Origin of the sequence: Yersinia aldovae ATCC 35236 (genome assembly GCF_000173735.1) — a bacterium.
Lineage (GTDB): Bacteria > Pseudomonadota > Gammaproteobacteria > Enterobacterales > Enterobacteriaceae > Yersinia > Yersinia aldovae.
Genome location: NZ_ACCB01000017.1, coordinates 1 through 13154, shown reverse-complemented (window position 1 = coordinate 13154; position 13154 = coordinate 1). Strand labels below are relative to the sequence as shown.

Sequence of the window (13154 nt, the reverse complement as noted above, 5' to 3'; positions counted from 1 at the left end):
AAACTCGTGGTATGAAAACGAACATAAGATTAAATAGAACACCTCTTACACAAGGTTATTCTATTGTAAAACAACAAGGTATCACCCTGATTGAACTGCTGTTGGTTATTGCTCTGGTTGGCAGTATGGCGGTATGGGCATCACAAAGTTGGCATCATTATCGTCAACGGGAAAGGCTAGCTGATAGCGCACGTCAATTACTGGGTTTCTTAACGCACTTACAGGCACAAGCTCATCGTAGTAACCGTACTGCATTATTATGGGTACAACAGAGTGGGCAAGGGTGCTTAGGTAGCGGAGATAAACCGATATTGCCCTGTTCTTTAACAACAAACACCGTATTTACTCCTCCTTATCCTGATGTCGTTATCTCGAGTTTGATGCAAAAAGAGATGGGTTTTTATGGTGTGCGTAACACTGCACAAGCAGGCAGCATCATACTGAGTAACCCAGTAGGGAGAATCCGTCTGGTAATCTCTGCCCGTGGGAGGATGAGGTTGTGTAGTGAGGGGAAAGCACTTGGCGGAATTCGTTTATGCCAAAAATAGTCAGAAAAGTTGGAATTCCTGCGATGGGTTTTTCTCTACCAGAAGTGATGCTGGCATTAAGTATTGGTAGTTTGATCGTGTTAAGTGCTACTCAGGTTTTTCCCAAATTACTCAAGCAAGTATCGATGCTACAACACCACTATCGTCTGGAGTTGGTGATGAGGCAGGTGATTGCTGTATTGGAAAAAGACATACACAGGGCGGGGTTTTGCCGCGGCGAGTGTTTGGGCAATGCTGTGACGACGGGAAATTATTTGGGCGAAATGAAGGATTCTTGCGTGATCGTAGCTTATGACCTCAACCGTAATGGCCGATGGGAGGGCGCGAAACATCAAGAATCCGAATATTTTGGCTATCGCCTGCGTAATCGGGCACTGGAAGGCCAGCGAGGTGAACTGAATTGTCATGGCAGTGGTTGGGAGCGGTTATTTGACCCGCAGGAAGTGACTGTAACGCATTTTTCAGTCAACTATCTATCCAGGCAACCTTCAGACACCGGCACGTTTTTCAGCGTTCGCCTGGCTGGGCAAAAGACAGGTAATCCTGCCATTCGTTATCAGATTACCCATCTCGTGCGCGGTAATAATTTATGAATCAGCAGTATGAGCGGGGGAGTAGTTCATTGGCTGCGGTGGTGGCACTTTTCACTCTTGGCCTGTTTGTGTTATCGGCTTCACAACGTCAGTTAGATAATATTCAGAAAATCACAATGGAAGAACAGCAGTATTTACGTGCTTATCAGCAGGCTGCTTCATCACTAAATTGGGGGGTGAGTCAATATTGGGCGGTGACAATACCTTGGCCAGCGGGTGCTGCATGGCATTGTATGGTACATCGGGGGTATGGCTTAACCGCCTGCATTAAGCCTTCATCACTGGCTGATTCTTTTATCCTAAGGGGTGAGAGCCTCCCCTTTGCGGGGAACTCACCTTTAATACTTTATCAACGCGTCAGCATGGATGCGGTCATCGAGCGTAAGGGTAGCTATCAATTAACTAAAGTGCCTAATGGATGGCTGGATTTTTGCCCGAACAAGGATGAACAATTTTGTCTTTATTAATCATCGCAACTCGAAACCAGCAACGGCCAGTGAGAAGGGGGATTAAATGCCAGCAGTGTCATCAATACGGATTTAGCTTACCTGAAGCCTTAGTTGCAGCGCTATTTTTCTCCATTTCATTACTGGGGTTGTTGCAATATCATCAGGCACTCTTACAGGGTTTTTCATCGTTATGGCAACAGCGTCAAGCCTGGACACTGCTTCATCAGCACATTGAAAGTGTGGTTTATGGGCGACCAGAAAAGGCGTTCAACGCTGAAATGAATCCTGATTGGCAGTACCGCCAGTTGATTGGCAGAACCGATGGCGAGTGTACTGAATTTAATTTTTCTCTCACCTTTAGGCAAAAACCGCGAGCGGAATTAAGCCGCTGGTTTTGTTCTGTGAGAGAGTGAATTCCCAGTTTTCCTAATGTTCGCTTTATTCAATCATTCACCGAAACTCCGTGTTTTGACATGATTGTTGCCGTAATCAATTCAATTTATCGCTGTATTCTTTGCTAAAGCGCCCAGCGAAGGTATGCGTTTATTTATAGGATGTTGCTTTACTATTCGGCCTGCCGCTGGTGTGGTGTTTTACACCTTAGCGACGTGTGCCGTCGCTAAGGGGGCTATTGCTTGCCAAGGTGCTCGCTGGCCCCTGGCTTCACCGGTTTATTCTCCGGCGCATTTGATGGATAACCGGCTTTTTATAGCCTCATTGGATTTGAAGCTTAAAATGCGACATTTAACTTTTTCTAACGGTTCTGAGTAGAAATTATCTTGCTGTGAATTATTTACAACAAATATGTCTCATCTATACGCAAGTCCGCATTCTCTGCGGGGAGAGAGGCTTTTGCATGGCTGATTTTCCAGGAAGCATCTGCTCCTGATCATAATGTAACCCCGCCCTCTGCCAACGACTCAGAAACTCCTCAATAACGTCGGGGTGACTGCCCAAGTGCAGGCGGACAAACGGGATTTTCTCTGCTTGATATTGGTTGAATAGGGATGCAGAAACCAGCGTACCTGTGGCGTAGAAGAGGTCATCTCGAAACTTATCAATACTGCTTAGCGATCCTTGATATATCTTCGGAATTTTGATCAACATGTAAGAGGTCGATGGCCCGACACATACACCATCATCCGGCCATCCCAGGGTTTCTTTCAGGTACGTTTGAACGAGCTTTTTCTGGCGCGTATAAAATAAGCCAGTCTCAATCGTCCAATCAGCCGCATCTGGCGTCTCAAGCCAGGCACACATAATCTCGGCGTTGTGGGTATTGGTATGGTAGCGATTTACCCACGATTCCCGGTTGAGTTGTCGTAACAACTTGGGCGATGTCGTGATAGCGGCAACCCCCATAGAATTACAACTAAATTGCTTGCCGAACGGTCTGGTCGCTATCCAGCGTTCGAACATCCCCGACTCAGCCAGCGCATTAATACCGCTGTTTTGATCAAAACTATTGAGGATCGATTTAAGATGATTAACAACAGGTACGCGTGGGTCGTGTACGCAATAGTAGGCATCGTCCAACAACAGATAGGCATCTTCTTGTAAGCACAGGTTTAATAAATATTGGGTAACCGTGGTTGGCCACTGTTTTCCTGTCGGGTTGTGTTGTGGGTTTGAGACGGCAAAAGCAATATGCTTGCCAGCGGCGCAAAGTTCATTAACGATATGCGCCCATTGTTCAAGGTCTGGAAGCCACCCGTTTTTGGGTTCGATAGGTAAGTAGGCGACTTCAAAACCGACATCTTTAAGAATTCCACGATAATCCCAGCCTGGGGTAGGAACAAGCGCTACTGGCGATAGATGGGGGTACTTCTCGCGTGCATAACGTATAGCCACCTTGGCCAGATCGTACATCGCCAGCCGTGTTGTCGTAGCAAAACAGCCAACATCAATGTCCAATTCACCAGGTGAAAGGCGGTCAGTTAGATGATGTTCACGCTCAATGAGTTGTCGCATAAAACTACGGTGCTTCTGGATTCCATAGCCACATTCCGCATATCCCATTTGCTCGCGTGATAATTTGAAAGTATTAATAAACTCAAGGAATTTTGGTGACACCCCGTTCCAGTGCTCACCTTTAGCAGCATACAAAACCGGGCCATGTGGCGCATTAGCATTTTGGTATTCGCCATATAGAATTTGTTCTGGTGAGCATTGACGTAGTTCATTTGAATCATTTTTTAGATGGTCTTCAGCGCCTTGGATATGACTGCGCAAGTGGGACGTGTAATCCGGAGAGTTGAACTTATCAAATGTTTTCGTAGGATTGATCATAGGAGCGCCTTGTATTGGGTAAAGGAACATTCAGCGAAGTAAAGGTAATATAAAGAGTAGGTGTGTATTTCGCTCAATGTGTTCACTAATGTCACTAACCTATGCCTAATTTTTATTGGTGTTAGTGAGAATTTATAAATTAATAGAATATTCAATATGTTAACTGAATGCCAAAAATATAATTTTCGCTCAATAAATGTGCCGATAATAATGTTATGCAGTTCAACTGACACTGTTGTAAATAATAGATAGTGATAAGTTTAGACCTCATTTTTGCTGAGGTGTAGGGATCATTCAAATCGGTAGAAGACGCCATGATGTCAGGCTGTATTGATAATAATATCAGTCATATTGATGAGTATGGGTGATTGCATTAACAATGGGATCTTGGTTTTTCTGAGAATCAGCCTTTCAACGGTCTAATCCTGAGAAAAGGGCTTGGACTATGGTCATCTTTTATATCCCTCTGGCTAGAGCGATTTTCTTTCAGGACTTGATATAGCGGGATAGTTTTGGCGAAATATCATTAATCGATAACATCATTGAATGGCAATAATTGTCCATCCAATTGTTGACCGAAGGCTGTCTGCCACTGACTTATCAACGCCAGCGCCAGCACATCTGAATTCTCTTATAGCACGTTCAAACTGTTCAATTGCGGTTCAATAGAGTGCGTATTTCGCGTTCCTATCGGATCTGGCTGCGTGGCACTTGGCTGGCACATAACCACCACTCAGTGGCAAGGGGTATGCCGATCCCACCTCCCCACGCAGCAATAATGGCATCCCATCTTGTCAAAGACTGAGCGGAAACGGTTGATTAACGCATAAAAATAAAACAGTGTTTTATAAAATTAGAGATATTGATCGGCCAATCCTTTTTATCTTTGCCACAGGTGCGCAATAACTGGCAAAAACACAAAGGTGTTCCCTCAGTCGTGGCGGTATGTTGCAGATATTCCCAGCATATTGCGGGGAAGATAACACGTGATGTCTGTGGCTATGGGGATGGCAACAATGAAAACACGTAAAATAGGCTTATCTAACTATCTTGCCTACGGTTCTGGGGATTTTCTCGGTGCGGGTACCACGGCACTTACTGCTGCCTGGCTACTGTATTTCTATACTACGTTCTGTGGGCTAAGCCCAATCGAAGCCACCTTTATCTTTGCGATGGCAAGGGTGCTCGATGCCATTGTCAGCCCGTTGATGGGGTATCTGACGGACAACTTTGGTTCTACCTGGCTGGGTAAACGCTTCGGCCGTCGTAAGTTTTTTATCCTGCTCGGTATTCCATTGGTCTTTAGCTATAGCCTGATGTGGGTCGGCGATATGAGTTACTGGTACTACCTGCTGACCTACCTTTTCTTTGATGTGGTCTACACCATGATCCTTGTGCCATATGAAACACTGGTGCCGGAGATGACTGATGACTTCAAGCAGAAGACCAAATTCTCCGGTGCGCGTATTGCGTTGGCACAATTATCGGCCATTCTTGCCGCGTTTTTGCCGGGTATTCTGCTCAGTTACTTTGGCAAAGATAATGCCGTTTCATTTTTCTACTCCAGCTTAGTGTTTTCGATCATCTGCGCCATTGTGTTGACGCTAGTCTATTTCTTCACTTGGGAACGGCCTGCGGAGCAAAAATCTGCCGCTGCGCTGGAGGCCGAGAAACAGAAACTCACGCTGATCCAGAGCCTGAAACGGCTGTACGTTGAGCTGTCTTCCACCCTGCGTATCCGTATTTTTCGTCAGCATTTGGGGATGTATCTAGGTGGTTATATTGCACAGGACGTTTTCAATGCGGTATTCACCTATTATGTGGTGTTCGTGTTGATGCAAAGTGCCTCCACTGCCTCCAACCTGATGGGGGTCATGGCCATCATGCAATTCGTCGCGGTGATCGCCATGATCCCGCTGTGTATCCGCTTTGGTCCCGCCCCTTCTTACCGCATGGTGGTTGTACTGTTCGGGATGGGAACCCTCTCCTACGTCGTGCTGTATTACGCTAACCTCAGTGATGTGTTCTCTTTGTTGTTGCTGGTTTCTGGCCTTGCCGGTTTAGGGCGTGGTGGTATCAACTACGTACCCTGGAACATCTATACCTATATCGCCGATGTTGACGAAGTGGTCACTGGCCAACGTCGTGAAGGTATCTTTGCCGGCATAATGACTCTAACCCGTAAGGCATCGCAGGCCGGTGCGGTGATTCTGGTTGGCATCATCTTGCAGCTGTCAGGGTTTGTTTCCGGTCAAGGCCAGCAGACACCCGAAGTTAGCCAGTCCATTTTGATGATTCTAAGCATTGGTACTCTGGCCGTTTTGGCAGTTGGTTTCACGGTCTCGCTACGTTTCAAACTCAACCTGGCCACCCACAATGTGCTGCGTCAGGAAACTGAAAAAATGCGTATTGCGGGTAATGTCGTACCCGCCAACATCACGCCACAGGCGCGTGCTACTGTCGAAATGTTGGCAGGAATGCCCTATGAATCGCTGTGGGGGAACAACAATATTGGCTACCTTAACCGCAATAAACCTGCTGCATTGCCATTACCTAATGGTATTCCAGAGCAACAAACGGCGGACAGCCTGACACATTAACCTTAACGTTCAAGAGGACATCGCTATGTTGGTATATCCCGTAAAAGACAGCCCGTTACTGCGCCAGCCAGCGCGTTTTATCAGCCGTCAGGCGTTACATCAATTGATTGGCCGCTTGGTGGATAATTTGATCAATATCACGGATGAAACTGGTGAGTTCCTGCTGCGTCTTGACGATGGTCGTGTGATCGATACCAAAGGTTGGGGCGGTTGGGAGTGGACGCACGGTATCGGCTTATACGGCATTAACCAGTATTACCGCCAGACCGGCGACCTAAAAATGCGAGCCATTATTGACGACTGGTTCACTGCGCGCTTTAGCGAGGGTACGCCCACTAAAAATGTCAATACGGTCTGCCCGTTTCTTACTCTCGCCTACCGTTATGAGGAAACAGGCGATGCCCGCTGGTTACCTTATCTGGAGCATTGGGCAGATTGGCTGATGTACGACATGCCACGAACAGAGCGAGGGGGGATGCAGCACGTCACTTTGGCGGAAGAGAACCATCAGCAACTGTGGGACGATACACTGATGATGAGTGTGTTACCGCTGGCCAAAATAGGAAAACTGCTGAACCGGCCGCAGTATGTGGAGGAGGCTAAGTATCAGTTTTTGATCCACGTTCAGTACTTGATGGAACGAGAAAGCGGTTTGTGGTTTCACGGATGGAGCTTCGAAGGGAAACATAACTTTGCCAACGCCCGTTGGGCACGCGGTAACAGTTGGCTGACCATCGTCATCCCTGAGTTTCTCGAACTGCTGGATCTACCGGCACACGATGCCACACATCGCTTCCTGGTCCAGGTATTGGAGAGCCAGGTGGCGGCGTTGGCGCAATGCCAGCACCACAGTGGCTTGTGGCACACGCTGCTGGATGATCCTGAATCATATCTGGAGTCCTCCTCCTCTGCCGGTTTTGCTTTCGGCATCCTAAAGGCGGTACGCAAACGCTACATTGATGGCAAGTATCTGGTGGTCGCGGAGAAAGCGCTACAGGGCGTGGTTAAACAGATCAATGCTGACGGTGAGCTGATGCAAGTCTCGTTCGGTACTGCAATGGGCAAAAACGCAGACTACTACCGCCAGATACCCCTCACCTCCATGCCTTATGGCCAGGCGATGGCCATTCTATGCTTGGTGGAGTATCTGCACGTTTATTTGTGACAGCAACGAGGGCCGTTACCGTAGCCGCACGATGGGAAAATAGAAAAGACTTAAGTCGTGAAGACTTTTTAACTTGCCCGTGTATCTGTGGATGCCGAATCCTCGATGACAACCTCTTTGACGGGGAGATTAATTACTCCCTTGGAGGGCCAATCTCTTAAGCCGGGTGAATTGAACAAGGCCGGAACTGCCGGTCACCAAAGAACCCGGAACCTCTTGCGATGCTCTGCCTCGTTCACCATTGCTTACTTATTATTACCAGAGCCACTGTGCCCGCGGCATGATTGCCGTGTCTACGATCGTGCGCTTTGGTCAATGCCAATCGGCTAATCCCTGCAACGGATTTTGTCACCTCGGCGTGACGATAACCCTGCGGGGCTTTGCCGTGCAAAATTAGCCCGCCTCAGGTTAATTTTTTTTCTGTAAAAATAAGGCGTATCGCGGTGATGCTTTCAAGAAAAAGGAATGGATTAAATGATAAGTCAGATAGTCAATAGCACCAATATACGACGTTTAAGTAATACCTATCGCTAACGTGTTATCTATTTCGCATGACCTCAGCATAAAGCAATACAGCCTCTTGTTGGTTAACACCAAGATCAGCAAATATATTTTCCTTTCTAATCATTCCTCACACTGATTTAAACACATTGTTTAATCGCCGCTCAGCTTAAAAAACTGTCGATATCACCATCTATAAATATTGTTAATCAGTTAAACCGACTATGACATTCCTGCCATAAAAAGCCCGTCCCTGGCACTGAGAGAAAGGTATAAAACGCTCAAATGCGTAACATTGATATAAATTAACAAAATACAACCCATTAATTAACAAATGGTGCCCCACAACATCTGCGGAGAAATATTCCATGACAATAATAAGAAAATCTATGTATATCAACGGGAAATTTATTGCCCATGACAGTGATAAATGGATTGACGTGTTCAATCCGGCCACTGAGCAGCGCTTGGCGCAGATCCCTGAAGGTACAGCAGAAGAGGCTGAAGCGGCTATTAAGGCCGCCAAAGCAGCCCAACCGGCCTGGGAAGCACTACCCGCCGTGGAGCGCGGTGTCTGGCTGCATAAAATAGCATCGGCTGTCAGAGCGCGTGAGGCCGAACTTACTCAAACCATTATCGCAGAAGGCGGGAAAACGCATGGATTGGCACAAACCGAAGTGCTCTTCACCGCCGATTATTTGGATTACATGGCTGAATGGGCGCGTCGTTATGAAGGTGAAATAGTACAAAGCGATCGTCCAAATGAACATATTTTTGTGTTTAAAAAAGCCATTGGCGTCACTGTTGGTATTTTGCCGTGGAATTTTCCGTTCTTCTTGATTGCGCGCAAAGCCGCCCCTGCCTTGATCACCGGGAATACCATTGTGATCAAACCTAGCGAATTAACCCCGCTGAGTGCCATTATTTTTACCGAGATCCTACATGAAATCGGCCTGCCAAAAGGTGTCTTCAATTTGGTTACTGGCTATGGCCCGGTGGTGGGGCAAGCCCTGGCATCGCATGAAGATGTCGGCATGATCAGTTTAACCGGCAGCCTTACCGCTGGCGTCCAGACACTGCTTGCCAGCGCTCCAAATGTCACTAAAGTCTCTCTCGAATTAGGCGGTAAAGCGCCGGCTATTGTGATGGCGGATGCTGATCTGGATTTGGCCGTAAAAGCTATTGTTAGTTCGCGAGTGATTAACACCGGGCAGGTCTGTAATTGTGCTGAACGTGTTTATGTCCAACAGGGGGTCTACGATGCTTTTATGTCAAAATTGCTGGTTGCTTTCAAACAAGTGAAATTTGGTGATCCGTCACAGCAACGTGAGCTTGATATGGGACCATTGATCTCTGAAGCCGCCCTTCAGCGGGTCGAAGAAAAAGTGGCTAAGGCCGTCAGTGAAGGTGCTCAGGTTGTATTCGGTGGCAAGCGAGAGCAACGAACAGGCTACTTCTTTCAGCCAACAGTATTGAGCCACGTCCGCCAGGAGATGGCTATCATGCATGAGGAGATCTTCGGCCCGGTATTGCCAATCACCACCTTCGATACTCTGGATGAAGTGATTGGTATGGCAAATGACAGTGACTATGGCCTGACATCCTCTATCTTCACGCAAAATATTAATGTCGCCATGAGCGCGATCAAGCATCTGAAATTTGGTGAGACCTACGTTAATCGTGAGAATTTTGAAGCCATGCAAGGTTTTCATGCCGGATGGCGCAAATCGGGTATTGGTGGGGCTGATGGTCGGCATGGCCTGGAAGAATATCTGCAAACGCATGTCGTTTATATGCAATACCAATAAACCACACTCTTTGATACCCCGTTAATTGCAACAAATTAGCGGGGTAAACAGGAAAGGTCGGAAATGAAAGTTGCCCTGTTTATCCCTTGTTTTATCGATGCTTTTTACCCAAAAGTGGGTATTGCCACACTCGAATTACTTGAGCGTCTGGGCTGTGAGGTTGATTATCCTATGCAACAGACCTGTTGTGGACAGCCGATGGCCAACAGTGGCTGTGCCAGTGATGCTGCGGGTACTGAAGCCTTATTTGTCAGTAATTTTAGCGATTATGATTATATTGTTGGCCCTTCAGCCAGTTGTGTACACCATATTCGCGAGCACCTTACTGCAATTGAACAAAGCCCTGAAACACGCCGCGTTCGTCGCAATGTCTGGGAGTTGGTTGAGTTCTTACATGACGTACTCAAGGTGCAAGACTTTCCCTGGGCGAATTTCCCTCACAAAGTCGGGTTACATAACAGTTGCTCGGCACTGCGTGGCATCAAACATGCCAGCATTTCTGAAGTTGACGATGTGCATTTCTCCAAGCCAATGGCGCTACTGAACAAAGTCAACGGTATTGATTTCGTGATGCCAGAAAGACCTGATGAGTGCTGTGGTTTTGGTGGAACTTTCAGTGTCACCGAAGCCCCCGTCTCCGCGAAAATGGGCTATGACAAAGTGACTGACCACCACAATGTCGGCGCTGAATATATTGTGTCAGCAGACATGTCTTGCCTTATGCACCAAAACGGGTGTGCAAAGCGTATGGGGCTAAATATGAAATTTATCCATATTGCCCAGATTCTCAATGGCGACAGTGCCTGAGGAGTGACCATGAAAGCAATTGATCATGTCAAAGGTTCTCGCGTATTTTTGGCGACCACTGAACATCAGGCATTTCTTGATAACCGTCTGTGGGGTTTGCGTAAAAAACGTGATGCCCAAATGAAAGCCACTCCTGAATGGCAGACCCTGCGTACATTGGCATCAGAAATAAAAGAGCATACGCTGACTCATCTTGATCATTACCTTGAGATGTTTGAGCGCAACGCATTGGCTAACGGAGTGAAAGTTCACTGGGCAAAGGATGCCGCATCACACAATCACATCGTCCACCAAATTCTCTCTCAACATCAGGTAAAAACGCTGGTAAAAAGCAAGTCGATGCTGACTGAAGAGTGTGAGATGCGTCCGTATCTCGAACAGCGCGGTATTGAGGTGGTTGAAACTGACCTCGGCGAACGGATACAGCAGCTGGATGATGAAATGCCGAGCCATATCGTTATCCCGGCAGTACATAAACTGGCGCGAGATGTATCCAAAGTATTTGCCCGGACTTTGCACACTGACCCGAATAATACCGACCCTTACTATCTTGCCGAACAGCAACGTGAAACCACCCGGCCACTGATTTTAAGCGCAACAGCAGGAATGACGGGCTGTAATTTTGCGGTTGCTGAAACCGGCAGTATCACGGTATGCACTAATGAAGGTAATGCAGACCTCAGCGCAAATGTGCCGAACCTGCATATTGTCTCAATGGGCATTGAGAAAGTGGTGCCTCGGATGGACGATTTGGCTGTTTTCATACGGTTACTGTCACGTAGCGCACTGGGTTCGCCCATTACCCAGTACACCTCCCATTTCCGTGGGCCGCGTCAAGGCGGTGAGATGCACGTTATTTTGGTGGATAATGGCCGTAGCGCGCGGCTGGCAATGACGGATTTCTGGTACTCGCTAAAATGTATCCGTTGTAGCGCGTGCATGAATACCTGCCCGGTATATCGTCGCAGTGGGGGGATCAGTTATGGCGCAGTCTATTCCGGGCCGATAGGGGCTATCATCAATCCAAGTATGGATCTGAAGAAATACAGCACGTTGCCCTTTGCTTCGACACTCAACGGCAGTTGTACTCAGGTTTGCCCCGTTCGTATTAACATTCATGAACAGATCTATAAATGGCGTGAAATTGTCGCCGCAAATAATAAGCTCCCCTTTGCCAAGAAAAGTGCCATGAAAGCGGCGGGTAAAGTCATGGCTAATCCAGTGCTTTACCGCAAAATGCTCAATACTGCCAACACTCTGTTGCCTAAAATCCCTCGATTCATTCTCTATAACCCACTAAATGCTTGGGGGGAGGAGCGTGAAGTGCCCGAGTCTCCACAGAAAACATTCCATAGTTGGTTCGCCGAACGACAGAAACCAGGAGATAAAAATGAGTGATCGCAGCGAAATCTTGAACGCGGTGAAACAACATATGATCCCGGCAACGCCACTGCCTGCTATTCCTACATTTTCGCCAGACACACTTGGTTCATCTCATGAATTTGGTGAAATGCTCAAAATCATGGGGGGAATATGGGATACCACATTTATTCATACACAACCGGATGATGCCGCTTTAACTCGCTATATTACGGAATTGTTTGCCGCAGACGCTTGCGTTTGCTCTGCGGTTGCCGGTATCACGGGAAATCGTGAAATTACTATTAATACCGTACCTTCATCACTCAAAGATATTGATGTAGCGATTGTTCGTGGGCGGTTTGGTGTCGCTGAAACGGGGTCAGTATTTCTCAGTGAGGAGGAGTTATGTGTGAACTCACTGGGGTACCTGGCTCAACATCTGGTGGTGTTACTGGATATTGCCACTATTGTCCCTGATCTGCATGTAGCCTATCGTAACCGCGCATTTTTTGATGCCAAATATGCCGTATTAGTGACTGGCCCTTCGGCAACCGCCGATATTGAAGGGGTATTAATTTTCGGTGCTCAAGGTGTAAGAAGCTTGCGGGTGATCGCCTTAGGTCACGACGCGATAGCCTAATTAACCGGGCAACGCGATATTTCCCCTCCACCTTTCGCCAATATCCATAAGGCCCAGATGGATATTCCGATAACCCCATACCACTTCACACCTCAGCCACGTTTGTTATCAATCCAGTCAGGCGAGATACCGCCTGCCCGGTTGATGAGCACACTCCAATGGTTATCGCCGCAACTGCCGCTTATTAACACCTTTCGTCGTCTTTGGCACCGCCCTCGAAAGGCCACGGAAAATGAAGTGTACAAATATATCCAAGGCAATTGGCGTTAACTCATTATCACGTTAGAGTATTAACCGTCAGGAACCCTGCTCAACGTCATTGGCGTTGTCGGTAGACAGACAACATCGCTGCTTCAAGTTGGAAGGGGATATGTGTAAATAAGTTAACTGAA

The 13154-nt window shown here is 47.3% G+C and carries 11 protein-coding genes; 10 read left to right on the top strand and 1 reads right to left on the bottom strand.

The window, feature by feature from the left end:
• Positions 1 to 11: 11 nt before the first annotated feature.
• Genes YALDO0001_RS09790 through YALDO0001_RS09775 form a run of 4 tightly spaced genes read left to right on the top strand, consistent with a single transcriptional unit; the run spans position 12 to position 2003 of the window.
• Positions 12 to 548, top strand: a complete 537-nt coding sequence (locus tag YALDO0001_RS09790) for a prepilin peptidase-dependent protein (protein WP_004702558.1) — start codon at positions 12 to 14, stop codon at positions 546 to 548.
• Positions 536 to 1141 (top strand): prepilin peptidase-dependent protein, encoded by a 606-nt coding sequence (locus YALDO0001_RS09785; protein WP_042839686.1) that lies wholly within the window; start codon positions 536 to 538, stop codon positions 1139 to 1141. The genes YALDO0001_RS09790 and YALDO0001_RS09785 overlap by 13 nt, the downstream gene beginning before the upstream one ends.
• Positions 1138 to 1608 carry a YgdB family protein gene (locus tag YALDO0001_RS09780; protein WP_042839684.1) on the top strand — a complete coding sequence of 157 codons (471 nt, stop codon included), beginning with the start codon at positions 1138 to 1140 and terminating at the stop codon, positions 1606 to 1608. The genes YALDO0001_RS09785 and YALDO0001_RS09780 overlap by 4 nt, the downstream gene beginning before the upstream one ends.
• Positions 1609 to 1637: 29 nt before the next feature.
• Entirely contained in the window at positions 1638 to 2003 is a 366-nt protein-coding gene (locus YALDO0001_RS09775) for a prepilin-type N-terminal cleavage/methylation domain-containing protein (protein WP_004702554.1), read from the top strand.
• 400 nt (positions 2004 to 2403) lie between these two features.
• Here YALDO0001_RS09775 and YALDO0001_RS09770 read toward each other — a convergent pair whose 3' ends face one another.
• Entirely contained in the window at positions 2404 to 3879 is a 1476-nt protein-coding gene (locus YALDO0001_RS09770; protein ID WP_049596080.1) for a pyridoxal phosphate-dependent aminotransferase, read from the bottom strand.
• A gap of 1016 nt (positions 3880 to 4895) precedes the next feature.
• Here YALDO0001_RS09770 and YALDO0001_RS09765 point away from each other — a divergent pair.
• The 6 genes from YALDO0001_RS09765 to YALDO0001_RS09740 all read left to right on the top strand — a co-directional run bounded on the left by YALDO0001_RS09765 (position 4896) and on the right by YALDO0001_RS09740 (position 12762).
• A complete protein-coding gene (locus tag YALDO0001_RS09765) occupies positions 4896 to 6479 on the top strand; it encodes an MFS transporter (protein ID WP_042548547.1) in 1584 nt (527 codons plus the stop codon).
• A 25-nt stretch (positions 6480 to 6504) separates the two neighbouring features.
• A complete protein-coding gene (gene bglB / locus YALDO0001_RS09760) occupies positions 6505 to 7644 on the top strand; it encodes a beta-galactosidase BglB (protein ID WP_004702547.1) in 1140 nt (379 codons plus the stop codon).
• 869 nt (positions 7645 to 8513) lie between these two features.
• A complete protein-coding gene (aldA, locus tag YALDO0001_RS09755; RefSeq protein ID WP_042839683.1) occupies positions 8514 to 9953 on the top strand; it encodes an aldehyde dehydrogenase in 1440 nt (479 codons plus the stop codon).
• A gap of 63 nt (positions 9954 to 10016) precedes the next feature.
• Complete coding sequence (locus tag YALDO0001_RS09750) at positions 10017 to 10760, top strand: (Fe-S)-binding protein (RefSeq protein ID WP_004702541.1); 744 nt, start codon at positions 10017 to 10019, stop codon at positions 10758 to 10760.
• Between the two features lie 9 nt (positions 10761 to 10769).
• Positions 10770 to 12158 (top strand): lactate utilization protein B, encoded by a 1389-nt coding sequence (locus YALDO0001_RS09745; protein WP_042839681.1) that lies wholly within the window; start codon positions 10770 to 10772, stop codon positions 12156 to 12158.
• Complete coding sequence (locus YALDO0001_RS09740) at positions 12151 to 12762, top strand: LutC/YkgG family protein (protein WP_042839679.1); 612 nt, start codon at positions 12151 to 12153, stop codon at positions 12760 to 12762. The genes YALDO0001_RS09745 and YALDO0001_RS09740 overlap by 8 nt, the downstream gene beginning before the upstream one ends.
• Positions 12763 to 13154 lie beyond the last annotated feature (392 nt).